23 protein-coding genes are annotated in these 26,029 nt (G+C 51.5%); 13 read left to right on the top strand and 10 right to left on the bottom strand.

All coding sequences use genetic code 11. The annotated features are described in order from the left end of the window. The first annotated feature begins 155 nt into the window (after positions 1 to 155). The 3 genes from AC0VZ8_RS31730 (at position 156) to AC0VZ8_RS31720 (ending at position 3,070) form a co-directional block, all read left to right on the top strand. Complete coding sequence (locus tag AC0VZ8_RS31730; protein ID WP_475485442.1) at positions 156 to 1,409, top strand: MFS transporter; 1,254 nt, start codon at positions 156 to 158, stop codon at positions 1,407 to 1,409. A 274-nt stretch (positions 1,410 to 1,683) separates the two neighbouring features. Next, positions 1,684 to 2,181 carry a GNAT family N-acetyltransferase gene (locus tag AC0VZ8_RS31725; protein ID WP_071218898.1) on the top strand — a complete coding sequence of 166 codons (498 nt, stop codon included), beginning with the start codon at positions 1,684 to 1,686 and terminating at the stop codon, positions 2,179 to 2,181. 229 nt (positions 2,182 to 2,410) lie between these two features. Further along, positions 2,411 to 3,070, top strand: a complete 660-nt coding sequence (locus AC0VZ8_RS31720; protein ID WP_475485441.1) for an MOSC domain-containing protein — start codon at positions 2,411 to 2,413, stop codon at positions 3,068 to 3,070. Positions 3,071 to 3,193: 123 nt separating this feature from the next. Here AC0VZ8_RS31720 and AC0VZ8_RS31715 read toward each other — a convergent pair whose 3' ends face one another. After that, positions 3,194 to 3,742, bottom strand: a complete 549-nt coding sequence (locus tag AC0VZ8_RS31715; RefSeq protein ID WP_113059576.1) for a GNAT family N-acetyltransferase — start codon at positions 3,740 to 3,742, stop codon at positions 3,194 to 3,196. Positions 3,743 to 3,781: 39 nt separating this feature from the next. Further along, a complete protein-coding gene (locus AC0VZ8_RS31710; protein ID WP_071218900.1) occupies positions 3,782 to 4,036 on the bottom strand; it encodes a DUF2164 domain-containing protein in 255 nt (84 codons plus the stop codon). Positions 4,037 to 4,148: 112 nt separating this feature from the next. Between AC0VZ8_RS31710 and AC0VZ8_RS31705 the strand changes: the two genes are divergently transcribed. Both AC0VZ8_RS31705 and AC0VZ8_RS31700 read left to right on the top strand, forming a co-directional pair. Next, on the top strand, positions 4,149 to 4,316 hold the full coding sequence (locus tag AC0VZ8_RS31705; protein ID WP_220687284.1) for a hypothetical protein: 168 nt from the start codon (positions 4,149 to 4,151) through the stop codon (positions 4,314 to 4,316). Further along, positions 4,313 to 6,031, top strand: a complete 1,719-nt coding sequence (locus AC0VZ8_RS31700) for a glutamine--tRNA ligase/YqeY domain fusion protein (protein ID WP_475485440.1) — start codon at positions 4,313 to 4,315, stop codon at positions 6,029 to 6,031. The genes AC0VZ8_RS31705 and AC0VZ8_RS31700 overlap by 4 nt, the downstream gene beginning before the upstream one ends. 148 nt (positions 6,032 to 6,179) lie before the next feature. On the opposite strand, the gene AC0VZ8_RS31695 is transcribed toward AC0VZ8_RS31700, so the two are convergent. Then, positions 6,180 to 7,460 (bottom strand): MFS transporter, encoded by a 1,281-nt coding sequence (locus tag AC0VZ8_RS31695; protein ID WP_475485439.1) that lies wholly within the window; start codon positions 7,458 to 7,460, stop codon positions 6,180 to 6,182. 145 nt (positions 7,461 to 7,605) lie between these two features. On the opposite strand from AC0VZ8_RS31695, the gene mobA reads away from it, so the two are divergent. Further along, positions 7,606 to 8,262 (top strand): molybdenum cofactor guanylyltransferase, encoded by a 657-nt coding sequence (gene mobA / locus AC0VZ8_RS31690; protein ID WP_475485438.1) that lies wholly within the window; start codon positions 7,606 to 7,608, stop codon positions 8,260 to 8,262. A 146-nt stretch (positions 8,263 to 8,408) separates the two neighbouring features. On the opposite strand, the gene moaA is transcribed toward mobA, so the two are convergent. Further along, the gene (gene moaA, locus AC0VZ8_RS31685; RefSeq protein WP_216534412.1) at positions 8,409 to 9,413 is read right to left on the bottom strand and encodes a GTP 3',8-cyclase MoaA; all 1,005 of its coding nucleotides are present in this window, start codon (positions 9,411 to 9,413) and stop codon (positions 8,409 to 8,411) included. A 341-nt stretch (positions 9,414 to 9,754) separates the two neighbouring features. On the opposite strand from moaA, the gene AC0VZ8_RS31680 reads away from it, so the two are divergent. Beyond that, positions 9,755 to 10,432 (top strand): TorD/DmsD family molecular chaperone, encoded by a 678-nt coding sequence (locus AC0VZ8_RS31680; protein WP_475485437.1) that lies wholly within the window; start codon positions 9,755 to 9,757, stop codon positions 10,430 to 10,432. A gap of 79 nt (positions 10,433 to 10,511) precedes the next feature. On the opposite strand, the gene AC0VZ8_RS31675 is transcribed toward AC0VZ8_RS31680, so the two are convergent. From AC0VZ8_RS31675 to AC0VZ8_RS31655, 5 genes are all read right to left on the bottom strand, one after another. Beyond that, positions 10,512 to 13,748 (bottom strand): efflux RND transporter permease subunit, encoded by a 3,237-nt coding sequence (locus AC0VZ8_RS31675; RefSeq protein WP_475485436.1) that lies wholly within the window; start codon positions 13,746 to 13,748, stop codon positions 10,512 to 10,514. A 46-nt stretch (positions 13,749 to 13,794) separates the two neighbouring features. Then, positions 13,795 to 14,730: a TetR/AcrR family transcriptional regulator gene (locus AC0VZ8_RS31670; protein ID WP_071218848.1), complete on the bottom strand. Its 936-nt coding sequence runs from the start codon at positions 14,728 to 14,730 to the stop codon at positions 13,795 to 13,797. 151 nt (positions 14,731 to 14,881) lie between these two features. Continuing rightward, on the bottom strand, positions 14,882 to 15,196 hold the full coding sequence (locus AC0VZ8_RS31665) for a DMT family transporter (protein ID WP_475485435.1): 315 nt from the start codon (positions 15,194 to 15,196) through the stop codon (positions 14,882 to 14,884). Beyond that, entirely contained in the window at positions 15,196 to 15,537 is a 342-nt protein-coding gene (locus tag AC0VZ8_RS31660) for a DMT family transporter (protein ID WP_475485434.1), read from the bottom strand. Before AC0VZ8_RS31660 ends, AC0VZ8_RS31665 begins: the two co-directional genes overlap by 1 nt. 104 nt (positions 15,538 to 15,641) lie before the next feature. Next, on the bottom strand, positions 15,642 to 16,238 hold the full coding sequence (locus AC0VZ8_RS31655; RefSeq protein WP_475485432.1) for a TetR/AcrR family transcriptional regulator: 597 nt from the start codon (positions 16,236 to 16,238) through the stop codon (positions 15,642 to 15,644). 203 nt (positions 16,239 to 16,441) lie between these two features. Here AC0VZ8_RS31655 and cls point away from each other — a divergent pair, with 203 nt between their 5' ends. Beyond that, positions 16,442 to 17,944 (top strand): cardiolipin synthase, encoded by a 1,503-nt coding sequence (cls, locus tag AC0VZ8_RS31650; protein WP_475485431.1) that lies wholly within the window; start codon positions 16,442 to 16,444, stop codon positions 17,942 to 17,944. A gap of 73 nt (positions 17,945 to 18,017) precedes the next feature. Here cls and AC0VZ8_RS31645 read toward each other — a convergent pair whose 3' ends face one another. Beyond that, complete coding sequence (locus AC0VZ8_RS31645) at positions 18,018 to 19,496, bottom strand: phospholipase D family protein (RefSeq protein ID WP_475487791.1); 1,479 nt, start codon at positions 19,494 to 19,496, stop codon at positions 18,018 to 18,020. Positions 19,497 to 19,878: 382 nt separating this feature from the next. Between AC0VZ8_RS31645 and fni the strand changes: the two genes are divergently transcribed. The 5 genes from fni (at position 19,879) to AC0VZ8_RS31620 (ending at position 25,775) form a co-directional block, all read left to right on the top strand. Beyond that, a complete protein-coding gene (gene fni, locus AC0VZ8_RS31640; RefSeq protein WP_475485430.1) occupies positions 19,879 to 20,994 on the top strand; it encodes a type 2 isopentenyl-diphosphate Delta-isomerase in 1,116 nt (371 codons plus the stop codon). A gap of 185 nt (positions 20,995 to 21,179) precedes the next feature. Further along, entirely contained in the window at positions 21,180 to 22,280 is a 1,101-nt protein-coding gene (ychF, locus tag AC0VZ8_RS31635) for a redox-regulated ATPase YchF (RefSeq protein WP_015737759.1), read from the top strand. A gap of 213 nt (positions 22,281 to 22,493) precedes the next feature. Continuing rightward, complete coding sequence (gene prfA / locus AC0VZ8_RS31630; protein ID WP_475485429.1) at positions 22,494 to 23,561, top strand: peptide chain release factor 1; 1,068 nt, start codon at positions 22,494 to 22,496, stop codon at positions 23,559 to 23,561. Positions 23,562 to 23,565: 4 nt separating this feature from the next. Continuing rightward, on the top strand, positions 23,566 to 24,453 hold the full coding sequence (gene prmC, locus AC0VZ8_RS31625; RefSeq protein ID WP_475485428.1) for a peptide chain release factor N(5)-glutamine methyltransferase: 888 nt from the start codon (positions 23,566 to 23,568) through the stop codon (positions 24,451 to 24,453). 134 nt (positions 24,454 to 24,587) lie between these two features. Then, positions 24,588 to 25,775 (top strand): FtsW/RodA/SpoVE family cell cycle protein, encoded by a 1,188-nt coding sequence (locus tag AC0VZ8_RS31620; protein WP_071218856.1) that lies wholly within the window; start codon positions 24,588 to 24,590, stop codon positions 25,773 to 25,775. The last annotated feature ends 254 nt before the right edge of the window (positions 25,776 to 26,029 follow it).

Genomic DNA, 26,029 nt, shown 5'->3' with positions numbered 1-26,029 from the left:
ATGGGCTTTTTTTTAACATATTAGAATTTATAAAGTTTTTTGGGGTCTCCGCAAAGTATTTGGAATAAGCATCGGAGCATAGGCTCCACTTTGTGGGGCTATTTTAGGTTATATGCGTAAATATACTGCTGCGAGGCTACTGGGAGATAATAAACATGAAATGGTTGGAGCAGTACCCTAAGGAAGTAAAAGGTTTTCTTGTTGCAAGTCTCGTTGCCTCTGCAGGCGGGTCCTTGATGTGGCCGCTGACAACGATGTATGTATTCGATGAACTGGGACGAAGCATGAAGGATGCGGGTTTTGTCATACTGATTCAATCCATGGGGGGAATTGCCGGTCAACTCCTTGGCGGTGCGCTGTACCACCGGGTTGGGGTGAAAAAGCTCATTGTGGGCTCGCTGCTGCTGAATGCCCTCGGACTGTTCACCCTTCCGTTCATTAATGGACTATGGGGCTTGTTCATCGCGATGATGGGTTTCATCGGATTCTGTAACGCGATATCGATGCCAGCCATACAGGCATTTATCGGCTTCCGGTTTGCCGATCGGCGGGGCGAATTGTTTAATGTCATTTATGTTGCGAATAATATCGGCGTAGCCTTGGGAACGGCCATGAGCGGTTTCCTGGCGGAGATATCGTATCATTTAAGCTTTGTCTTAAATGGCGTCACGTCCTTCGGATTTGCGATTTTCTTCCTGTCCTATCTGACGAAGCTGGGCGGAACAGGCGCATCGCAAGGGTCCCATCATCCCCAGCCCAAGAGTCCGCTGCCGGCGGGCCCCGGCGCTTGGGCATTGCTCGGGAACACCCGAATCTATCTCTTTATGGGATTGGGTTCTCTGTTTCTGTGGTTCGGTAATTCCATCTGGAATACAGGGGTGTCTCCGTTCATCATCTCGGAGGGGATGTCCAAGACGGCCTACGGTTATTTATGGACGCTGAACGGGATCCTCATTTTTGCCGCGCAGCCGCTCACGAATGCCATCAAGCGTTGGGCGGCCCGTACGGAGAGCAGTCAGATGACGGCAAGCGCTTTGTTCTATCTGGCAGCTTATGTCGTCATTGTGACGGTGCACAGTTATCCGGGCATGATCCTGGCGATGGTGTTGGCCACATTGGGGGAAATGCTGATTTCGCCTGCGATCCCGGCTTTTATCTCGGAACGTGCAGGACAAGCGGCTCCGTTCTATATCGGCGTGACAGGCGGCATGGGTGCCGCAGGCCGGGTGATTGGGCCTTATGCGATGGGAACGATGTATGACGGCGGAGGGTTGACGCCGGTGGCATGGTTGGCTGTAGGTGTTGCCGTGTTGTCATTCCTGTCATTTGCCGTACATGCCCGGATTAGTAAGGACATTCCGCTGCATCAAGACGCTCATGACAAGAATACAGGTCACCTTAACGCATAGCCCAGGTTTTAATAGTTGATATAATTTCAGGATAGAGGATTAAGCAGCAGGCCTTCTTCGGGGCTTGCGGCTTTTTTTGTCTAAGGTTTAGCGTGAAGGGAGCCGATATGTTAGGCGCGGATTTCAAGCGATTGGCCGGAGAGGGCGGCACCGATTGTCGTGGATATTTATGCCTCTATTCATGAACAATAATTCTTGACCCGTGAAACTCGTCTGCAAGAAGCAAACCGGTCTGGTATAATAGAGGGAATGGTTATCAAAGCGAGGGATGGCGATGAAGACCGGTCAAGAGACATTGACCATCCGGTTCTCCGAGATGAAGGATGCAGCTGCACTCATGGAACTCGATGAACTGGTATGGGATCGCAATACGGCCCCTGCCCCATTGGAGTGGAACTCAAGAGATCATTATCTTCTGCATTGTCCGCCAGGCACACAGCTCGTGGCCTTGCATGAGGGGGAACTGTGCGGTTACATCGGATTCCGGTCGCCCACAAGCCTTCACAGTAATCGTCATGTGCTGGAGCTGAACATCGCGGTTCACCCTGCTTATCAACGGCAGGGCATCGGGCAGCGGCTGATCGATGCTGTGAAGGATATGGCGCGCGCAGAGGGCATTTTGAAGCTGAGGCTGCGGGTGTTGTCCAGCAATCCTGGCGCATTTGCTTTTTACAGGAACTGCGGGTTTCAGGAAGAGGGCAGGCTGATTCAGGAGTTTTATGTGGATGGACGTTACGTCGATGATATCTTAATGTGCTGCTTCTTATCATGATTGATCACATTATGGTATCCCTCTAGGCCGGTTACCGAGCGGCAGAGAGATGAAGGTCATAGGGTTGAACAGTCCGGCAGCTTGCCGGGCTGTTTCGTATGTTAAGGCCAACCAGGGTTTTCTGGTTGGCCTTATGTTATTTGGCCCGCCACTTAAAACGGCTTCTGGACAAGGGCATACGCTATTGCATATAGTAGATGAAAAGAAAAGAAGGCGGAGGTTATTTTCCATGACTATGGGCATTGTATCGCTGAATGTGGGAAAGCCTGTAACGGTTGATTACCAGGGAAAGGACCTGTCCACGGGAATCTATAAGCAGCCTGTGGAGGGTCCCTTGTTCCTAAGTTCATTGAATTTCGAGGGGGATGGTCAGGCCGATCTCGTCAATCACGGCGGCGTGGATAAGGCGGTGTGCGCGTACCCCTTCGAGCATTATCCTTATTGGGAACACTCCTTGGGCAAACAGATGGCGTATGCTGCCTTTGGCGAAAACCTGACGCTGCGGGGGATGCTGGAGGATCGGGTCTGCATCGGGGATGTATACCGGATAGGCGACGCGGTGGTACAGGTCAGCCAGCCCCGATATCCTTGCTTTAAGCTGTCGCAAAAGCATGGCGTAAAAGATATGCCGGCAAGAGTATTGAATACGGGCTACAGCGGGTTTTACTTTCGAGTCCTGGAGGAAGGGGATGTCCGTGCCGATTCAGCGGTCACTCAGCTTGAGTCCCATGCTTCCGGCATAACGGTGCAGGACGTGCTTCGCATGATGAAGGATGGACGGAAGGATGAACGCGGATTGTCCCGCATGCTGGAGATCGATGTGCTGTCAGCCAGCCTGAAGTCGCAATTCGGCAAATGGCTGGAGACCCTGCGGGAGAATCAGGAGTGAGACGATGGTTCTTGCCAGGCTTCTAAGCCAAGGTCAGCCTATATTCTAGAACACATACAGACAACAAAACCGGCTTGCGTCCTTATCGTAGGATTCAAGCCGGTTTTGTTCCGGATATAGAGATTACCTCATCCGCTTCCATTCGCTCTGAATCATGCCGTAGACCGCGTGGTTAACATAGCCTTGGGGCAGCTTCTCGGCTTCCCTTATGACTCCCTCCAGCACAAACCCCAGGCGTTCCGGAATGGCCCGGCTGCGATGGTTGGCCGTTGCACAGCGGATCTCCACCCGGTTCAGGCCCATGCGCATTAGCGCGTGATCCGTGAACGCGCGGCATGCGCTTGTCATCAGGCCTTGCCCCGTGAAATGCTGATCCAGCCAGTATCCGATACTGACCGAGCGGTTGTTCCAATCGATCTCATGAAACGAGATGGTGCCTGCCAACTCCTCCCGGACCCAGATGCCGGCCGAGAAGCCGCCGTTCTCGGCCGCTTGCTTCATGGCGCCTTTGATATAATTGACGGTATCGTTGACTTCGGTGACGGCATCCACCCACGGAAGCCACTTGCGCAGGCGGTCCCGGGAACGATCGGTAATCTCGAACATCGCCCGTGCATGCTCTATGGCAAGCGGGCGCAATTCAACATGGTCATCTAATGTGTATCCAAACATAAGGTATCTCCTTTGTTCACTCGTGAAGTGTATGTAGCTTTAACGAGTCCGCTTCACTTTTTGCTCCAATGCGTAAATATCTTCTTCAAGGGAAATCATACGCTGACTGACAACCGTTCTGCAGTCGCTGAGCGCTTGATTGTATAGATGAGGCCCTAAGGTCTCCGTGAAAAAATCAAGAACACCCTCTGCGGCTAGATGGCCGAGGGTTTCGCCGCGCTCGGTCTCAAAGTATTCCTGAACCAGTCCAATCAGCTGTTCGCGTTGTTCTTTAGGGAATTTGGTAGGTTTCATAAGATGATTGCAGGCCTCCTTCATAGCTGTTTTTCTCTCCATGCTACCCTATTGATCAGCCCCCGTCAAAACGATTTTCGCCAGCATTTTCGGTTGTGGGAGAATCTTCTGTGTGCGGGTTAAGATGCTGGGAGCAGACTGCTTGCCGAATCCTCATGGCAAGCTGGCAACTTGCGGCACGGAGGTGCCGAATTCCTTGAACAATCGCGGCATTACAGGTATATTTAAGGGAAACACGTTTATACAGGAGATAGACAGAAATTACAGGACGAAAGGTTGATCAACGTGGAGAACCATCGGGGCACCCCCTCCAATTTCATAAAAAATGTTATTACCGAAGACCTGAAGTCCGGTAAAGTCAAGGAAATCGTTACCCGCTTTCCGCCGGAGCCGAACGGCTACTTGCATATTGGACATGCCAAGGCCATATGGATCAATTTCACACTGGCCGATGAATTCGGCGGACGGACGCACTTGCGGTTCGATGATACGAACCCGGTGAAGGAAGACATTGAGTATGTTAACTCCATTAAGGAGGACGTGAAGTGGCTCGGATTCGATTGGGAAGAGCTGCGGTACGCGTCCGATTATTTTGAAGAGATGTACAATCGTGCCGTGCTGCTGATTAAGAAAGGGAAAGCTTATGTGGATGACCAATCCGCTGACCAAATCCGCGAAACGCGCGGAACCCTGACCGAGCCAGGGCATAATAGTCCATACCGGGATCGCAGCGTGGAAGAGAATCTGGATCTGTTCGAGCGGATGCGCAAAGGGGAATTCGCCAACGGCGAGCGCGTGCTGCGGGCCAAGATCGACATGGCTTCGCCCAATATTAATCTGCGGGATCCGGTCATCTACCGGATCTCTCACGCGCATCATCATAATACAGGCGACAAGTGGTGCATTTATCCGATGTACGCTTTTGCCCATCCGCTGGAGGATGCCATTGAAGGGGTTACGCATTCCCTGTGCTCCCTGGAGTTTGAGGATCAGCGCCCATTCTATGATTGGGTTGTGGCGGAATGCGAGATGGACAGCACGCCGCATCAGTACGAATTCGGGCGTCTGAACGTGGCGCAGACGGTTACGAGCAAGCGCAAGCTGAAGCAGCTCGTCGACGAGAATGTGGTGGACGGCTGGGATGATCCGCGCATGCCGACGATCTCCGGACTTCGCCGCTTGGGGTATACGCCTGAAGCCATTCGCAACTTCGTGTTTGAGACGGGAATTTCGAAGGCGTACGGCACGGTGGACCGCCAAGTGATGGAACACTTTATCCGTGAGGATCTGAAGCTGAAGGCGCCGCGTACGATGGCTGTGCTGGACCCGCTGAAGGTGGTCATTACGAATTACCCTGAAGGTCAGATCGAATGGCTGGACGCCGAGAACAACACGGAGAATCCGGAGATGGGGATTCGCCAGATTCCGTTCTCGCGCGAGATTTATATTGAGCAGGAGGATTTCATGGAAGATCCTCCGAGCAAATATTTCCGCTTGTTCCCCGGCAACGAGGTCCGTTTGAAGCATGCGTATTTTATCAAGTGTAATGACGTCATTAAAGACGAGAACGGCAAGGTCGTCGAGATCCACTGCACGTATGATCCGAAGACAAAGAGCGGCAGCGGCTTTACCGGACGCAAGGTGAAGGGAACGATTCACTGGGTGGAAGCCACACAGGCCGTACCTGCTGAATTCCGCCTGTTCGAACCGCTGTTCAAGGACGAAGAGGAAGAAGCCGAATTGGTGCAGGAGGTTGCAGGCGAAGCGGAAGAAGCAACTGCCGAGAAGTCCCTCCTGGACGACATCAACCCGAACTCGCTGCAAATCGTGCAGGGATTCGTGGAACCGAATATGAAGGATGCTGCGCCGCAGGACAAGTTCCAGTTCTTCCGGCATGGATATTTCAACGTCGACTCGAAGTATTCGCAGCCAGGCCGTCCGGTATTTAACCGCGTGGTCTCACTGAAGAGCTCATTCCAGCTTCCGAAGAACTAAATCAAAATAACGGCATAGGCGCGTTGAAGAAGACTCCTGTGCTCTATAACGTAAACAAGACTCGAAGATTCCGTTACAGGATTCATTCGAGTCTTGTTATATTTACGATGGTACCATCTCGTTGATGGCTTGCGTACAGGACCACGATCTAACTCGCAGCGTACTCCTCCAGCTCGTCGCTATCGAGATCGTCCGGATGCAGCGGCTGATACCCGTGCTTGCGAAGGTTGTACCACATCCAGCCAAAACCGATGGCACCCACAATGGCAAGCATCGTGCCGGTGCGGTACATGATCTGCGCCCCGAAGTTCTGGAACATCCAGCCGCCGGCGAGACCGCCGATGACGCCGGATATGCCGCTCCAGCTTAAGGTATAGATCGCTTGTCCGGAAGCGCGATACGGCGTCGGTACAAACAGCATCGTCAGCTGCACGCCGACATAGAAATAGCCGCCGAAGGTTACGCAGTGCAGGAGCTGGATGAAGGCCACCTCCAGCGCGCTGTTGGCTTCCGCCATCAGCAGCCAGCGGAGGGCGAAGAGCAGGCTGACAATCGTCAGGCAGCCGACCAGGACATTGATTTTCCGTTTCAGGAAGCGGTCAAACAGAATGAAGATCACCACTTCAAATATCGACGAGAAGAAGATCGCAAGGCCCACCATCTGCTTGGTACCGCCAAGCTCCAGGATGTAAAGGGACATAAAAGTGTTATTGGCTGTGTTCGGGATGGATACCATAATGCCTAACAGGATAAAACAGACAAAATAGGAGTTCAGGAACAGTCTGCTGAGTCCTCTAAGGCTGACCGATGCCGATGCTGTCGTCTTCTGGATGGATGGCAGCGTAAACATGAACACGGCCGCCACTAGCAGCATAATCGAGAACACGATGGCGATGCGCCCCGACCCGAGCCGGTCGATGACAGGCCCTGCAGCGATGGCCGTCAGTGCCCATCCAAGCGAGCCCCATAGCCGGAACGAGCCGAATTTTTGCTGCGTCCCCTCAATATAGGTTAGAATCAGCGAATTTGTCTGCGAGAACATCGGAGTCTGGAAGAAATAAAAGAAAATCATTGTCATGTATATCATTGCATAGGTATTCGCCTGAAATACAAGCTGAACCAGCAGCAGCGTACCGGTCATCATGATCAGCAGCACCCGCTTGATGTTTGCCGCCCGATCACCCCAGAATCCCCAGAACGGATTGGCGAAGATGGACACAAATGGCGCGATCGCCATCAGGCTGCCGATTTCAATTTTGCTCATGCCGATGTCTTGCAAATATAACTGGAAGAAACCGGTGAAGATGACCATGGTTCCGTAAATGAAGAAGTTGAACAGCTTGAGCGATATCAGCGAAGGTTGGGCGTTGTCCATATTCCGCAAGTAGGTCATTCCTTTCAAACCGAATACAATCCACAATCGCGGCATCGAAAAAAAGCCGCTTTCCCTTTCAATGTATCACGCATTGAAAAGGGATACAAACCATCTTTTAAATGATTTTCCATTATTCTGGTTATTAACCTATAAACTGAATCGAGTTTTTTACAACGTGTAAGAAAGGCTGGTAGAACATATGAGCTGTCAACCCGTAGATGTCGGCCTTTCGCCAGATCAGGTGACGGGTATCGTACTTGCAGGTGGAGCCTCCCGGAGAATGGGAAGAAACAAGGCGCTCCTGCCCATGCAGGGAATGAGTTTGATCGAGCGAACGGTCCAGGCGCTTGACGAGGTTAGCGGCCGCGTCATCCTATCCACCAATACCCCCGAATCTTATCAATTTCTCGGGTTGGAATGCGCTCCCGACCTTTATGTCGGGCAAGGCCCGATGGCGGGACTTCATGCCGCGCTCAAGTCATCCCAAAGCACATGGAATATGGTCGCTGCGTGCGACATGCCCCATATCCATGAGCGTTTCCTTCGGGGATTGCTGAATCTGGCGAATCAGCAGCTCACAGCCGATGCTGTAATTCCTGTTGTAGAAGGCAGGGTGCATCCGCTGCTGGCGGTATATCGCAAAGAAATCGTAGAAGGCCTTGAACGCAGGCTGATCAAGGGACAACTTCGCATGGTGGAGTGGGTGCAGGAGCTGAATGCCGTCTTCGTGCACGAGGAGCAATTAGAGGCAATTACGGGCCTTGATCCGCGCAAAATTTTATTTAATATGAACACGCCTGGGGAATACGAGGCAGCAGCCGGCCTGATGAATGCCGACTTGCCTGAGGATAGATAGTAGATTTCTATAGCTGAATAAAGGTGTGCAAAAGCACGACGAAACGGTATTTATTTTAAAAAATAACCCCGCCAGCTAAATGCTTGGCGGGGATTTTAATTACAACCATATGACTGCCTTCGGCTATTATACGCACAGCCGACGGTTTACCCGCCGATCTGTGACATACGCCGGACGGTTGGGGTATGGCTTTGCATTTTTTTCTCGAGCGCGAGCGCCATTTCATGATTCAACGGTTTGGAACCCAGCGCTTTGCGGAACAGGTTTGCCACCGCGGAAGGATCATCGACGACGCGGCGCACGTTAAATTCGTCGGACCAGTACAGGCAAGCCTTGATGTGGCCGTCAGCCGTCAGCCTGAGGCGGTTGCAGGAATCGCAGAAATGATCGCTGACCGGATGGATCAGACCGAAGGTTCCTGTAGCTCCAACCACCTTCATATTTCGTGAAGGTCCGTTGCCGGATGGCCCCTGCTCTTCCTGAATGGTCCAACCCGCCTCCTGGCACACTTCAGATACCCGGCTGAGCGGCAGATACGAATCTCGCCAGGCATCGGACGCTTGCCCGATCGGCATGTATTCAATAAAGCGGACATGTAGGGGACGATCGAGCGTCAGCGCGATAAAGTCGCGAATTTCGTCTTCGTTGAAGCCCTTCATTAACACCATGTTTAGTTTGATGGGATCCAGGCCGGCTTCATAAGCGGCTTCAATGCCTTCCAGCACTTTACGCACTTGACCGCCGCGCGTAATGCGCGCGTAGCGATCCTCATGAAGCGAATCCAGACTGATGTTGATTCGGGTAAGTCCGGCTTCCTTAAGCAGGCGAGCTTTGGAGGGGAGCATGATCCCGTTGGTAGTCAGGGATATATCTTGAATTCCTTCAATGGAAGCAATCATATGGACCAAGGATTCCAGGTCCTTGCGTACCAGCGGCTCGCCGCCGGTAAGGCGTACTTTGGAGACGCCCATCGGGGCAAGGACGCGCATGATCGCTGCGATCTCTTCATAACTCATAATCTGATCGGGAGGTTGGAATTCCATCCCTTCTTCCGGCATACAATAGACACATCGAAGATTGCATCGATCTGTCACCGAGATACGAATATAATCATGGACCCGACCGAAAGAATCTTTAAGCGGTTCGATCATGGAAATCCCCCTTTATAGCATGCATGGTCACATTGTAGCCATTCCCCGAACGGGAGTCAATGCATTGTAAGGGTCATGTCAGCCGGACAAGCTGCGTGGATAAGTTCAAGGATTTGTGAGAAGTATCACAGAAAACGCTTTCGGGATCCAGTATATTGAAGCTGTGGACAAAAGCTTTCTCCCCTTGAAAGCGAGTAGTGACATTCTAGATTTCCGAAAGTTTCCTGATTTTTCCGAAATTTTCGGAAATCATTTCAAACTGCTTTCATTAGACGTTCATCTAAGATATACTGTCAAGGATATCACATCCAACAAGAAAGGTTACCAATAGGAGGTTCGATATGGCGATATCACCTGTTCAAACTTTGGAGGTGCCTGACGTCTGTCACAGATGGCTTGAAAACCGGGGTACGGTCTACGAGCTGCTCATCGATTTTTTGGGCAATTGGCCCAGCTTGTCTATGATTGCGGAATGGAGCCGCGGAAGCGGAATTAGCAAGGCTGCGGAGTGTTCGAAGGCCGGTACGGACCTGCTGACCTATTTATGTGGACGCTCACCTGAGGAATTGGTTCGGATTTGCGAATACGAAGGGGCGGAATACCGCCGATTGCTTCAGCAGTCCAAACAGCGTCAGGCGGCAAAGTCTCATTACACGAAGGATGGATGCGCTCAGGATTTAGCCGATTGTTATGCATCCGTCGGTGTTGCCTTTAATAAACTGCACGGGGAAGCGGACGATCATATAGCCATTGAACTGGAATTTATGACACTGCTTCATGACCGTATGCTGAACAATACGTATTGTGAACATAGCATGCTGCAATTGATGGAGGTTCAAGAGAAGTTTCTGGAGGAGCATCTGTTGTCATGGGTGCCATCCCTCTGCAAGGATCTAAAAGGCTCCACGGAAAGCCCGCTTTATCAGTCGGTATTCAGTCTGCTCGAGGAGTTCCTCGCACAGGATCTGAACATGTTGAAGACGTGGAAGCATTCCAGGGAAGCTGTGCTGGTACATTAACGAGCCAGGACAATATCATAGTCATCCAAAAAAAAGCCCCAGCCTCCTAATGTAGGAAGCCGGGGCTTTGATGTTCTAATTAATCTTCGATTCTTTTTTTGCTGAACTTCATCAGGAACTCGTACACGATAGGTACCACCACGAGTGTGAGCAGCGTCGAGCTGATCAGACCGCCGATAACCGTGATGCCGAGTCCTTTCGAAATGATGCCTGCGCTGTTCTCCCAACCGAATACGAGTGGCAGGAGAGCGCCGATCGTTGCGAGTGCCGTCATAAGAATTGGACGAAGACGGGTAGCGCCGGCTTCAAGCAGGGCTTCGCGGGTGCTCATGCCTTCGCGTTCCATATGGATCACGCGGTCGATCAATACAATCGCATTGGTCACGACGATACCGATCAGCATGAGTACGCCCATGAGTGCAGACACGTTCAGTGTCTCGCCTGTAACAAGCAAACCGATAATGGCTCCGATGACAATGAACGGCAGCGAGAACAGGATGGCGAACGGTGCGAGACCGCCACCGAATGTAACCACAAGCACAAAGTATACAATCGCAATGGCTGCCAGCATGGCGAGTCCAAGCTGTCCGAAGGTTTCGTTGATTTGCTCGGTAACGCCTCCGAACTGGACGGATACGCCGTCTGGAAGCTCAAGCTTGTTCATTTCAGTCTCCAGGTTGGTGGAGGCCGACCCAACATCGCTGGACAGGATATCGGCTGTGACGGTCACAACCATTTTCCCGTCGATGCGCATAATAGAGTCAGGAGTCGTTCCTTTTTCCACCTTGGCCACGTCCTTGATCGGCACTTCGATACCGAGTGGAGAGGTGACGGTTTCGTTCTCGATTTCTTTGATGCTCTTATAGGTTTTGCTGTCCGTTTCAATGTAAACATTGTAAGTCTTGTCCTCAATTTTGACTTCGGTCAAGACCGGACGTTCCCGTACGGGAGACAGCTTCATTGCCAATTGTCCTGCGGTCAGGCCAAGGGAGCTCAGCTTCTCTTGGTCAGCAACCAGCGTATACTGCTCGAACGCTTCGGACAAGCTGGTTTCTGCATTCTCGAAAGTGGCTGTATCCTTGTTGGCAAGCTCTGCAATTTGATCAGCTACCGGCTTGATCTGCTCCAGAGAATCGCCAAAGACGTTAACCGTTAACTGGCCGCCGCCAAAGCCGCCGGCTGCCATGTCCATATTGGACCAAGTACCGTCCGGTACTTCCTTGGCAAGATCTTCGACAAGGGCTTTTTTGACATCTTCGAAGTTTTTCGTGTCCGGGTCATACATAATATAGAACAATCCGGAATTCGCTGATCCCATACCAAGCGGATTGCTTCCACCGATGGAGTACTGCATCGTTTCGACTCCAGGTTGATCCAGGATCAATTTCTCCGCTTTTAATGCGCGTTCCTCCACATCCTCCAGCATGACGCCAGGTTCAGGAGAATAAGTCACCATGGCATATTTGTCTTCCTGTTCCGGAATGAAGCTAACGCCAAGGTACTTCGTCAGGAACAAGCTTCCTACTAATAACGCGATGGCTGCCAGGAATGTAATGGCTTTGTGATTCAGCGTCCATTTCAGAATGGAACGATACCCGCGGGCCATTGCGCCCGGTTTCTCCGCATGATCATGTTTGTTCTTCAAGCCTTTGCGGAACAGGCTGTGCGCCATAGCGGGCACGAGCGTGATCGCTACGACCAGGGAAGCGAGCAGTGCGAAGACCATCGTCAATGCAAATGGCATGAACAGCTCTCCGACCATACCGCTGACCAGGGTAAGCGGCAGGAATACCGCGATGGTTACGATAGTGGAGGACATGATCGGCACAAACATTTCACGTGTAGCGGCGCTGATGAGCTCCCGGCCCGTTAATTTCTCGGTCGAGAGGGACATGCGCCGGTAGATATTCTCGATAACGACGATCGAGTCATCGACAACCCGGCCGATGGCAACGGTCATGGCACCGAGCGACATCATATTCAGGGTGATATCCATTTGTCTCAGACAGAGCACCGCAATCAGCAAGGACAATGGGATCGAAATAATCGATATAATCGTCGAACGGATGTTGCGCAGGAATACCATTATGATCAGAACGGCGAACAATGCGCCGAATAATGCCTTGGAAAGCATCGTATGAACAGAGTCTTCAATTGGCTTGCCTTGGTCCAGCATGATCGTCAGATCCATGCCAGGATAGAGGCCTCTCAATTCTTCTGCCTTGTCTTTCACCTGATTGACAACGTCAACCGTATTGGCATCGTTTGCTTTCACGATTTGGATACCGATTGATTCCTTCCCGTTGGTGCGGGAGATGGATTCCGAGGTTCCAATAACTTCAATTTTGGCAATCTCGCTGAGTTTTACGGTTGGAATGCCGGTTGGAACGGCAGGAGCACCGCTTGGTCCGCCTGCAGCAGCACCGGTTCCAGGAGCACCTTGTTGGCCTGCCCCGGCATTCGGAGCGCCGGCTCCGGCAGCTGCATCACCGGAAGGCTGCGATGGTTGTTGACCTGCCCCGGCATTCGGAGTGCCGGCTCCGGCAGCTGCATCTGCACCGCCGCCGCCCGGAATAACCGGAATAGCGATATTTTTCAGATCGTCAATGCCGATAATGCCGCCATCAATAGCAACGGCCTTCTGGGATTTGTCCATTTCGAACATGCCGAGCGGAACGTACAGCGCGGAACCCTGCACAATACCTTTGACGGTATCCTCCGTCAAGCCAAGCTCGTTCAGTTTGTCCTGATTAAACTTAAGCTGTACCTCGTTCACGAATTGGCCAGCTACCTGGATGGAAGCAACGCCGTCCAAATCCTCCAGCTCCGGAACGATATCGTTCTCTGTGATGCGTGTTAATTCATCCAATGCCATGTTGTCTTTGTTCGCAATACTTAGGGAGACAACCGGCATGGAGCTCATGCTGAATTTGGATATGGTAGGTTTCTGAGCGTCATCGGGCAGCTTTACCTCGTTTATGGCTTCACGAACAGCGGCTGTAGCGTTGTCCAGATCACTACCATAATCAAACTCAACCATGACGTTGGCTGCATTCTCCATGGATGTGGAGGTTACGGTTTTGACGCCGTCAATATTGCGGAGTCTCGTTTCGAGCGGTTTGGTGACATCCTCCACAACACCTTCAGGGGCTGCGCCCGGATAGATCGCGGTGACACTTAAGAACGGGACGTTAATATCCGGAATGGTTTCCTGCTTCATCGTCAGTCCGCTGTATAACCCACCGAAGCTGACGATGATGGTCAGCAGCCAGATCGCAAACTTGTTGCGAAGCGAGAAATTGATAATTCCTTTCATTAGGCGATTCTCTCTCCTCTCCAAAACTCTATGTCTCTAACTTAGACTAATTTCCCTGCATCATTCCACCGGGTGTCAGATAGCTTTCGAGCACGGTAACAATGGTTCCCTTCAGCTCCGCAAACAATGCTTCAATTTCCTCGATTCCCTCCAAGTTAGCAAGCATTCCTTTCAGAACGGCCCGGCTGGGCTGGAGGGCAAGCAGTTCTTTCTCCATAATATTGAGCGACTCCATCGCATCTTCCCGGACATCCGTCTCTACCTGAATCTTCTTTAGTTCATTCTTCATCGCCTTAATGACGATGAGCGGGTGACGAGTTGTACGAATGTCGGTTTGGCATAATTGGCCCAATTGCCCTACCGCCTCCATCGGGATCAGGGGCTCGGGCCGTCTGCGCAGAATACTGTCCACAATATCATCGAGCAGCTGAATTTGGTGATCAGCGGTGATTCCCACATTCAAATGGAACCCGGGCATGAACAGGAAGCGGATATACGAACCCAGCATACTGCCCATAAACATGCCGATTTCCAATGTGTATGGCTCTACTTCGGGCCCATAAATGGATTTCAGCTTATTGTTAAACCACTGCAATGCAGCCAGCATTTCCTGTTGCATGTCTTCTTTGTCAAAAGGCGGTTTCCCCGGCATCTGATCATGGAACTGCTTCAGGAGAAATTCCCGGATCTCCAGAAAATGGATCAGAAGCACTTCCGTCTGCTTGCGCAGCTGCTCCTTGGGCGCGAGAAGCGGATCGTGGTCGACCCGGAGAATCTCATCTTTAATCCGGCTTGCGATATGCTCGTAAATGCTCTTTTCCAGTTCCTCTTTGGACTTGAAATGAAGATAGAGGCTGCCTTTCGACATCCCGCATACTTCGGCGATTTCCTGCATGGAGGTAACCGAAGAGCCCTTCGCGGAAAACAGCTGCATCGCAGTGATGAGAATTTGCTGTCGTTTTTCTGCCGTTTTATCAGCCAATCAATAGCTCACCTCACTTGAGAACTTTGCGGTTCTTGGATTGACCATAAGGTCAAGAATTATTATATATGAAAAAGAACGACCGTTTCAACTTTACTACGGTCGTCCTTTACGTTAGGTTCTGAAAACTTATGAAATTTTACAAAAGTAACTAACTGATCAATTTCAGGCCGACGGCCGAGCACAGGATCATGGCGATAAAGAGCACGCGCCGCCATTCCTTCGGTTCACCGAACAGGAGCATTCCGGTAATGGCGCCTCCCACCGTCCCGATTCCCGTCCAGATGGCATAAGCGGTACCCATAGGCAGTACGGTCATGGCGTAGGAGAGGAGGGTGAAGCTGGCGGCAAAAGATAAGGCCAAAATCAGTACATATTGCCATCCCTTGCGCTCCGACACGCCTTTGATGCCGATGACGCCGCCGATTTCGAATAATCCGGCAAATACAAGAGCAACCCAGGCCATTACTTACTCACCTCCGGTTCCGCATGATCCGCCGTAACCAGCTTCAGGCCGATCACGCCTGCCAGCAGCACGCAGATCAGAAGCACCTTGAGCAGTTTAAACGGTTCTCCGAAGAACAGCATTTCGGAAGCGACCGTTCCGGCTGTGCCGATTCCCGTGAATACGGCATACACCGTTCCGACCGGCAGCCGTTTGGCTGCCTCGATAATAAGATAGAAGCTGACTGCAATGGCGGCTATGGTTCCAATCCATTCCCAGATGTTAGAGGAATGCTTCAAACCCATAACCCATATGATTTCGACCAATCCACCAAGCAGCACAAAAATCCAGTTGCGATTCATTATGATTGTTCACTCCTCTTATGAAAAAAAACAACAGTAAACTTACACTTACAAATTCTTGTCGACTTGAACTTCCTGCTTATGATGCGTCACTTCACCGAGATTTAACACTTGTGGTTTGTATTTTTGTTTGTTACCCCTAACCAATACACAGGCCAAGCCGCGGCAAGACGTCTCATGGCCCGTTCCTCCCCGCCGTACACGGTTTCCAGATGGATTCCATCCACCAAGGTCATAAAGGCAATCGCCGCATTGCGCGGATGACGGATGATACGTCCATGCTCCGGACAGCCCGCGGCAAGCAGTCTCGACAAGTTCTGCTCCTGTTGATCCAGCAGCGGATACACCATCGCCATCACTTCGTCATACAGCGTACTTGGCGGAAAGAAGGCCATTCGCATGAAGAACCGTACTTCATCATCCAGACGATAGGCTTGGAGACGGCTTTCAAGAAATCCGTGCAGCTGCTGCTCCAGCGGCCAATCGGCATGGTTTAGAAAATAGGCCACCATCGACTCCTCTTGACGCTGGAATACGTCCTGAAGCACCTGCAGAAACAAATCGTTCTTGCTCGAAAAATGGGCGTAAATCGACGGTTTTTTGATCCCGCAGTCGTCTGCAATATGTTTTAGCGATGCCCCTTCGTAACCGTTTTTGGCAAAGTGGGCAAGGGCGGATTGCTTAATATCGGCGGCACTCATAACATTCCTCCTAACTAACGGTCGTTAGTTATATTTTTAACAAATGGCGTTACCATTGTCAATATTTTATTTTGGGGCATCGGTCCCTTGTCAGCTCGCGGAGAACAGTCTTTAGTTCCTGGGGGAGATCATGTAGAATATGGTGTGACCAGCATCGTACATACATAGAGACATTTAACGATGAAGAACAAGGGGTATACGATATGAGAAAGGGAATACAGGCTGTATTGATTACCGCGCTTTTGTTCGCGTTTTATTATTTTGGCCTGGATTATTTCGGGAAGACGACCGGGACCATTATCGGGATATTCTCCACGCTAACCGTAGTATCCATCGGTTTCATGATTTTTATGGAGAACCGTCATCCCACCAGCACGATGGCCTGGATTCTGCTCTTGGCGTTAGTCCCTATCGTGGGGCTTGTGTTTTATTTTTTGTTTGGACAGAACTATTTTAAGCGGAGAAAATACGACAAAAAGGCACGTAAGGACGTTCTGGTATACACCAGCGAAGTGCTCCGCAAGAACACCCCGGACATCTCCTGCTTTAAGCCCGAAGTGCAGCAGCTCCTTCAGCTGTCTACCCGCCTGGCACGCACGCCGATTTCCTTCTCGAGCGATACCAAGGTGCTGACCGACGGGGAAGAGACATTTGCAGCCTTGATTGCGGAGCTGGAACAAGCGGCGCATCACATTCATATGGAATATTACATTTACCGTCCGGATGCGATCGGGACGCAGATCCAGGAAATATTAATTCGGAAGGCGAGAGAGGGGGTTGCCGTGCGGTTTATGGTAGACGCCGTTGGCAGCTTGCAGCTGCCGCCTTCCTTTTTGCAGGAGATGAGGGATGCGGGTGTACAGGTCGCCGTATTCGGCAGTCCAAAGACGATTTTCTTCACGAGCCGTGTAAATTACCGCAATCATCGCAAAATCGTTGTGATTGACGGGAGTGTCGGATTCGTTGGCGGATTGAATGTAGGGGATGAGTATTTAAGCCGCAGCAAGGCATTCGGTTTCTGGCGTGATACCCATATGCTTGTTCGCGGAGAGGCTGTCAGAACGCTCCAGGTTGTCTTTCTGCAGGATTGGCAGTACATGACGGGAGAGCAGCCGAGTGAGCCGATATATTATTCACCGGATTTACTGGAGAGTCGTGCCGGCGCCGTTCAGATTATCGCAAGCGGACCGGACAATGAGCGAAGAGCCCTGAAGAACATTTTCTTCTCCATGATTGTGTCGGCTCGCAAGTCGGTATGGCTGGCTACGCCGTATTTTATACCGGATGAAGACATATTCACCGCGCTCAGGGTTGCTGCCCTGTCCGGTCTTGATGTACGGATTTTGTTTCCGTCGAAGCCGGACAAATGGCTGCCCTTTCTGGCTTCCCATTCCTATTTTCCGGATCTGCTGGACGCCGGGGTAAGGGTATATGAATATGAAAAAGGGTTCATGCATTCGAAGCTGCTGATCGTTGACGGGGAGGTTGCAACCATTGGCACGGCTAACATGGACATGCGGAGCTTCCACCTTAATTTTGAGGTTAACGCTTTACTCGTTCATACGGAAAGTGTAGGCAAGCTGGTGTCCGATTTCGAGCAGGACCTGGAGTCCGCCCTCCTGTACGATCGCAATCATACCCGTAAAAAGAGAATCATGACCCGCCTGCTGGAGTCGGCCGCCCGACTGATGTCACCTCTGCTGTAGGCCAAGCGGAGGTTGGCCATTCAGGCCTAGACCGGCCCTTCATGCGCGTACATACATACTATTGAAGGAATTGTTAAAAGGTTGTGAATCCCAGCCATTTTTGCAGTTTAAACAGGATGTCCTTCATCCATGTCGTTTCACCTTGGTAAGCCTCGGCTTCGAGACTAAAGGCTGCGCCTTCGTTGAACCATATTCGATGAAAATAACGGTTCAGATCCCGGGTAAGCGGATGATCTTTAGGCGCGGCTATCCACAAGTTGTTTTCCAGATTGAGATCGGCCAGATTCCGCTGGGTAAAATTGGTTGACCCGCCGGTAATGACGGATTTCCCCGTCGGTTTGGCAATGTACATGAGCTTGGTATGATACTGCTCCGTACCGGTGTTGTACCAGCGAATGGAGATGTTCCCTTTGGATTTCTTGATGAGCTCGGCCGCAGCAGGACGGTTGGGGATGCCGATCTTATCCCGGCCGAAGGCGTTCTGGTTCGGATCCAGGATGAGGCGTATATCAACGCCGCGGTCCGAAGCTTTTAGAAGCTGGTCCATGACTTTGCTGTCAGCCAGATAGAACATCCCCATCCAGAGCGTGTCCCCGGGCTGTGATTGCTCGATGGCCTCCAGAACATATTTATAAATTTTCCCTTCCGTCAAATAACGAACATCGACATCGTTAGCTTGACCTGAAGGCAGCAGAGGTGGCTTTGAGCCCGGCTCATACTCCGGCAGTTTGATCGGGCTTGTAAGGTTAACGGCGGCTTGCTCGGCTGCAAGCATATCCCTGATGATGTCCCCGCTCGTTTCGAAGGCGATGTTCGAGTGGAACGCGCTGGCGTCATGGATGTTGGCTGATGTGACCAGCGCGGTGTTCTCGCTGATGACGACTTTACGGTGATTGGCCTTCACGTTCAGCAGCTTCAGATAGGAGCGCACCGTAATATCGGGTGCTTCGCTTGCCATCAGATTGGGAAGTGTCCCCGTGCCCGACTGGCCAAACCACTGGAAGAATGTGCGCCATACGGCAGAATAGGCGGGCGTGGAGTCTCGCAGCCGGTCGACATCGGTCATGATTACATGAATGCCGGCAGCCTTCATGGCCTCGAATTCCGGCAGCGAATAGGAGCCATACCCGGTATTCACTTCATCGGAAATAAAGAAGATATCCATATCGGGATATTTCTTCTTATGGGCAACAAGGCGATGGGCAAGCTCTTCGCTGACTTCGGGGAATTCCTGACCTTTATGAGTGTAGCCGTTGAACAGAAACATATCGATCACCAGGAATTTTCGGGATTCGTCGATAATTTGACCGATGCGGGGTCCGATTTCGCGATCATGTACCGGTTGACCATCCGGTCCGGGGTAGGTCAGGTCGGTCCACATTTTAACGTCGCTCTGGTACAGCGGGCTTTCATAGGAGATCCCTTTCGGTAGTGGCTTATGAGTCTGATAGATCATCACGCCGATGAGCCATAGTATAAGAAGGACAAGGCAGATGAAACTCGTTGTTCGCGTTCGGGAGCTTTTGGTATTCGGTTTCCCTGACACGAACAGCGTGCCTGAATCGGTTGTAGGTAGATTTTCTGAATTGCGGTTATGAATGAAATGGCGGAAACCCAAGATAGCCCATCCTCCTATCGCTGTTGTATACCGTTAATTAACATGAAAGTCCCGTTCTGACGCACTCTTCGTTTCTGCAATTCAGCAAGTGTGAGATATGGAGACGTGGAGACGGAGTTGATCCTAGGAAGCCGGGGTAGAATGATATTCGGGTTTGTTTTTTCAAAACATGCGGTAGAATGGGTCAAGACCGAGTCGTTTATACTTTTTGCTAATGGATGATGTGCGTATCATGCAGACGGGATAACCTGATGCCAATGATATGCTTATATATGGCTTATCTAAAGGATGAGCGTAGTGGATAAGGAGGCACGGGATGAATTCAGAACATAACGAGACTGCGGGTCAAACAGCTGAAACCATTTCAGGCAGAGGTTTGGAAAGACCCGAGGGCAGGCTGGTGCCGGAAGTGCCTACGGGCGAGCGAAAAATAGAGCATGTGCGCTTATGCCTGAATGAAGAAGTTGGCTCCGTAGGGGTAACCACCGGTTTTGAACGTTACCGCTTCCGTCACTCCGCACTGCCGGAAATCGACTTTGAAGATATTAAGCTGGACACTGCATTTCTTGGTTTTTCCGTACGAACCCCATTTCTGATCAGCTCCATGACTGGGGGAAGCAAGGCCACCGGAGAGATTAATAGACGTCTGGCTGAAGCAGCGGAACGGCGCGGCTGGGCACTTGGAGTAGGCTCCGTGCGGGCTGCGGTGGAGAAGGAAGAGCTTGCTCCCACGTTCCGTGTCCGGGAGAGTGCGCCGAGCGTTCCGGTTATCGCCAACCTTGGAGCGGTGCAGCTGAACTATGGCTTTGGCCTTGACGATTGTCAGCGGGCGGTGGATATCGCGGGGGCGGACATGCTGGTCCTTCATTTAAACGGACTTCAAGAGGTGTTTCAGCCGGAAGGGAATACACGGTTTGGCTGTTTGCTTAGGCGAATTGAGGATCTGTGCCGTACGCTTTCGGTACCGGTCGGCATTAAAGAAGTCGGATGGGGCATCGATGGTGAAACGGCGCGGAACCTGCTCAATATCGGGGCAGCCTTCATCGATGTGGCTGGTGCGGGCGGTACCTCATGGAGCCAGGTTGAAAAATTCCGCAGCCCGGATCCGGTTCGCCGCGCTGCGGCTGAGGCTTTCGCCGGGTGGGGCAATCCTACCGCGGAATGCATCGTGGAGGTGCGCGAAGCTGCGCCAACCTGTGCGCTTATCGGCAGCGGCGGGCTGCAAAGCGGCGTTGATGCGGCTAAAGCGATCTCGCTTGGCGCCGATCTGGCAGGCTTCGGGCGTGGACTCCTGGGATCGGCCGTCGAATCGGTGGAAGCGCTGGATCAGCGGCTTGCCCAGGTGGAGTTAGAGCTGCGGACGGCGATGTTCGGAATCGGCGCAGGGAATATCGATGCGCTGAAGTCAACCCAACGGCTGATTCGCGTTTGAATGGCCGGGGTGATTGGCGGAATCTGCCTTAAAGCGATGGCAGTATATTCGTGTTGAAGTCTATCGGGTATCTGCTATAATTAATAAGATTGTTTAGCTTACGATTAGTAGCTTCGGCGGTAAGAACCGAAGCTGTGTAATACTTACAAATATAGAAGTAAACCTGATAAGGAGTTGTCACATAAATGGCTTTAAAAGCAGGAATTGTCGGTTTGCCAAACGTCGGCAAATCAACATTGTTTAATGCGATCACGCAAGCGGGCGCCGAATCGGCCAACTATCCGTTCTGTACGATTGATCCTAACGTCGGTGTTGTGGAAGTGCCGGATGAGCGCCTCGACAAGCTGACCGAGCTGGTTCAACCGAACAAAACGGTACCAACCGCTTTTGAATTCGTGGACATCGCGGGCTTGGTCCGCGGGGCGAGCAAAGGGGAAGGTCTTGGGAACAAGTTTCTTGCCCATATTCGTGAAGTGGATGCCATCGTTCATGTTGTTCGCTGCTTTGAAGACGAGAACATTACCCACGTTGACGGTAAAGTGAACCCGGTCAGCGATATCCAGACGATTAATTTGGAGCTGATCCTTGCGGATCTCGACAGCGTGGAGAAGCGGATTGACCGCGCGAAGAAGAACATGAAGGGCGGCAACAAGCAGTATGCTCAGGAAGTAGAACTGCTGGAGCGCCTGAAGGAAGCCCTTTACAACGATCAACCGGCACGCAGCGTGGAGCTGAGCGATGATGAGAAGCTGATTGTTCGCGATTTGCACCTGCTGACATTGAAGCCGGTATTGTACGCGGCTAACCTGAGCGAAGACGGCGTTGCGGAAGCCGACAGCAATCCTTATGTACAGCAGGTTCGTGATTTCGCGGCTGCGGAGAACGCGATCGTGGTTCCGATCAGCGCGAAGGTTGAAGCTGAAATTGCCGAGCTTGAAGGCGAGGACAAAGCGATGTTCCTTGAGGAGCTGGGTCTGGAAGAATCCGGTTTGAACCGTCTCATCAAGGCTGCTTACAGTCTTCTGGGATTGTACACCTACTTTACGGCAGGCGTGCAGGAAGTACGTGCCTGGACGATCCGCAAAGGAACGAAGGCTCCGCAAGCGGCAGGCGTGATTCATACCGACTTCGAACGCGGCTTCATTCGTGCAGAGGTTGTAGCTTACGATGACCTCGTTGCAGCCGGATCGATGAACGGCGCGAAGGAACGCGGACAGCTTCGCCTGGAAGGCAAAGAGTACGTTGTGAATGACGGCGATGTAATGCACTTCCGTTTTAATGTGTAGGAATTGAACGATTCAAAGGCCATGGCTCCATGTCACTTTGTGCATGGGACCGTGGTTTTTTTGAAGGGGAGAACCTTTCCGTGCGGCCAACTGCCTGCTAGTCAAATGCGTCGTTTCATGGTAAAATAAAAAGTCGTTTACACTTCATTGATATGCGAAATGGAGTGCAAAAAGGAATATATTCAGGAATATATCTTAGAGAGGTGAATTCCTTTGTTGGACCGATTACAATCCCTTGCGGACCGTTACGAGAAGTTAAGTGAGCTGTTGTGCGATCCCGATGTCGCTAATGACTCCAAGAAGCTCAGGGATTATTCCAAAGAACAATCCGATTTACAGCCTGCTTATGAGGCTTATGTTGAATATAAAAATGTAATTGAAGAGCTCGAAGCTGCCAAAACCATGCAGGGCGAAAAGTTGGATGACGAAATGCGCGAAATGGTGAAAATGGAGATCGAGGAGCTTACCCAGCGCGAGCAAGAGCTGGCGGAGAAGATTCGGATTTTGCTGCTGCCGAAGGACCCGAACGATGACAAGAACGTGATCATCGAGATTCGCGGCGCTGCCGGCGGCGACGAGGCGGCGCTGTTTGCTTCCGACCTGTACCGGATGTATACCCGTTATGCGGATACTCAAGGCTGGAAGGTTGAGCTCATGGACGTGAACACGAACGATCTGGGCGGCTTCAAGGAAGTCATCTTCATGATCAATGGCCGCGGCGCATACAGCAAAATGAAATTCGAGAGCGGCGCGCACCGTGTTCAGCGTATTCCGACAACGGAATCCGGCGGGCGTATCCATACCTCCACCTCCACCGTGGCGGTTATGCCGGAGGCGGAAGAAGTGGACATCGAAATCCATGACAAGGACATCCGCGTAGATACCTTCTGCTCCAGTGGTGCAGGCGGTCAGTCCGTTAACACCACCAAGTCGGCGGTACGCGTAACGCATATCCCGACGGGGATCGTGGCTACGTGCCAAGACGGCAAATCGCAAAACTCCAATAAGGAGAAGGCGCTGCAGGTGCTTCGGGCCCGTATCTTTGATATGATGCGCCAAGAGGAAGAAGCGAAGTATGCCGGTGAGCGGAAGAGCAAAGTAGGTACAGGTGACCGCAGTGAGCGGATCCGTACGTACAACTTCCCGCAAAGCCGTGTAACCGATCATCGGATCGGACTTACCGTTCACAAGCTGGATCAAGTGATGAACGGGGAGATTGAAGAGATCGTTTCGGCGCTGACCCTTGCGGAGCAGGCTGAAGCGATGGAAAAAGGAGTATAACGCATTGAAGCGGACGAGATTTGAATTGACGCCGCAGCGCAGCATAAGAGAAGCCTTTGTGGAGGCTTCTTCTTTTTTAGATGGCATGCGGGTGATGGAGCCGCAGCGGAATGCGCAGCTGCTGCTGGAGCATGTGCTGGAATTGTCGGGAACCTCATATTATATGGCGCTCGCGGAGCCGTTTCCGGCGGATCGCCGCCACGCCTTGGAGGACGTCATTAATAGCAAGGCGCAGGGCGTCCCTGCGCAGTATATTATCGGCGAGCAGGAGTTCTACGGCCGGCCGTTTGAAGTTACGCCGGCGGTTCTCATTCCGCGTCCGGAAACGGAACTGCTCGTGGAAGCGGTGCTGAAGTATGGACGGGAGCTCACTCCGCGGTCAAAAAGGTTAAAGGCCATAGACATCGGCACCGGCAGCGGGGCCATTGCCATTACGTTGGCATTGCAGGAGGCGGCGTGGGATTTGCTGGCGAGTGATATTTCGCCTGATGCGCTTGAGGTTGCTGCGCGTAATGCGAAGCATCTGAATGCCGATGTCGAGTTCCGGCAGGGGAACCTGCTGGAGCCGTTCGCCGGCATGGCGCCGGACATCCTCGTCTCCAACCCGCCTTACATTCCGGCGGAAGATATCGAGGGACTGCAGCCGGAAGTCCGAGACTATGAACCGCGAACGGCACTGGATGGGGGGCCGGACGGATTGAATCCGTACCGGATCATGATGGAGCAGCTGCCCTTGCTGTCAACGCCGCCGCGGATGATTGCCTTTGAGCTGGGCATGGGCCAAGCCGGGGATGTGGCAGAGCTTTTACGGAGTGCAGGGCACTGGAAGGAAATCGTCACGGTGCCGGATTTGGCGGGCATTGACAGGCATGTCTTGGGAATATCCCGTTAATTGTGTTCTGGAAGAATATCTTTTAAAATAGATGATGGGCTGAGCCGATTAAATGGGGTGTTGTCGTTCAGATCGTTACATGGCCTCAATCGGCAAATCAGTGTTTACAGCTCCGGGCACAGGGGGACCAAAGCATGCTTCAGAAATTCAAGAAGATTGATTTTGTTATCGTTTTTGTACTGTTGATGCTAATGGTTGTCAGTATTACATCGATATATAGTGCCACGCTCGACACCATCGGATTCGAAAAACACCATATCAAGATGGCGATATTTTATATCCTCGGATTCGCAGCCTTTTTCGGACTCAGCTTGATTGATTATCGTTTATGGAATAAATACGCACTGCACATATACATCGGAGGGTTATTAACCCTTTTGCTGCCTTCCTTCATCGGCCAGACCAAAAATAATGCCACAGGCTGGATTAATCTCGGTATCGTTGATTTTCAACCTGCAGAGTTGTTTAAGCTGGTGCTGATCATATTTATCACCTATATTCTTATCCGTAAGAACAGAGCGAAGTTGTCTTTTTGGCGGGACATCGTACCGGTTGGGCTATTGACGTTTATTCCGTTTGCCGTTGTCATGGTGCAGAATGACTTGGGTAATGGACTAAGTTATATTGTCATCTTGCTTGGGCTGTTATGGATCGGTAATGTGAAGTTCTCGCACGCTCTTATCGGATTGCTGCTTGTAGCAGGGATTGCATTTGGTGGAGCCCAGGCCTATATCCACTATCATGATGAAATTAAAGAATCGAAAATCATGGAGAGCCGCGGTCATTGGATGGAACGGATCGATCCATGGCTGGTACCCGAAAAAGCTACCGCGAAGGCGAGTTATCATACGAACAACGCCAAGCTGGCCATTGCTTCCGGCGGTATGAGCGGGGAAGGGTACTTGCAGGGGAGCTCCGTACAATCCTCACGTGTGCCTTATACGTATTCGGATTCGATTTTTGTGCAAATTGCAGAGGAATATGGCTTCATCGGTTCTTCCGTTCTGTTGTTGTTATATTTCATACTCATTCACAGGATAATTTTGATATCATTGGAAAGTCGGGACAAAGCAGGTCCGTTTCTAATCATCGGTATTGTTGCCATGCTGCTGTATCAAATCTTTGAGAATATCGGCATGTTTATTGGATTAATGCCTTTGACCGGGATTACGCTGCCCTTCATCAGTTATGGCGGAACCTCACTCATCATTAATATGGCGTGTCTCGGGGTCGTCATGAGTGTGAAGCTGCATGGACAGGAAGTGGAGGAGGATATGCCCAATCCTCAAACGTACCGTTCCGCTCCGCCCAAACAGGCTTGATTCGGTTTATTGGGATTTAGATTCAGAGAGATGCTATCGAGAGCAGCATCTCTTTTGTATTTTTTGCTGGTAACTACAGGAGGGCCCGTGAATTGTATTAGAGGAGGAAATCTTTTAGAATATTTCATAGGGGCTGGCATACTCATTGAAACGCTCCATCGCAGTGCTGCCTTTAGGCTTTCGTCTCTATCAACGATAAGCAGTGTCAAACTTTTTTTTCGAATAATCGTTATATGCCTGTATAGGCAAACCGG

The organism is Paenibacillus sp. QJM3NY_38 (assembly GCF_056173265.1).
This window is presented reverse-complemented; position numbering and strand designations above follow the sequence as displayed.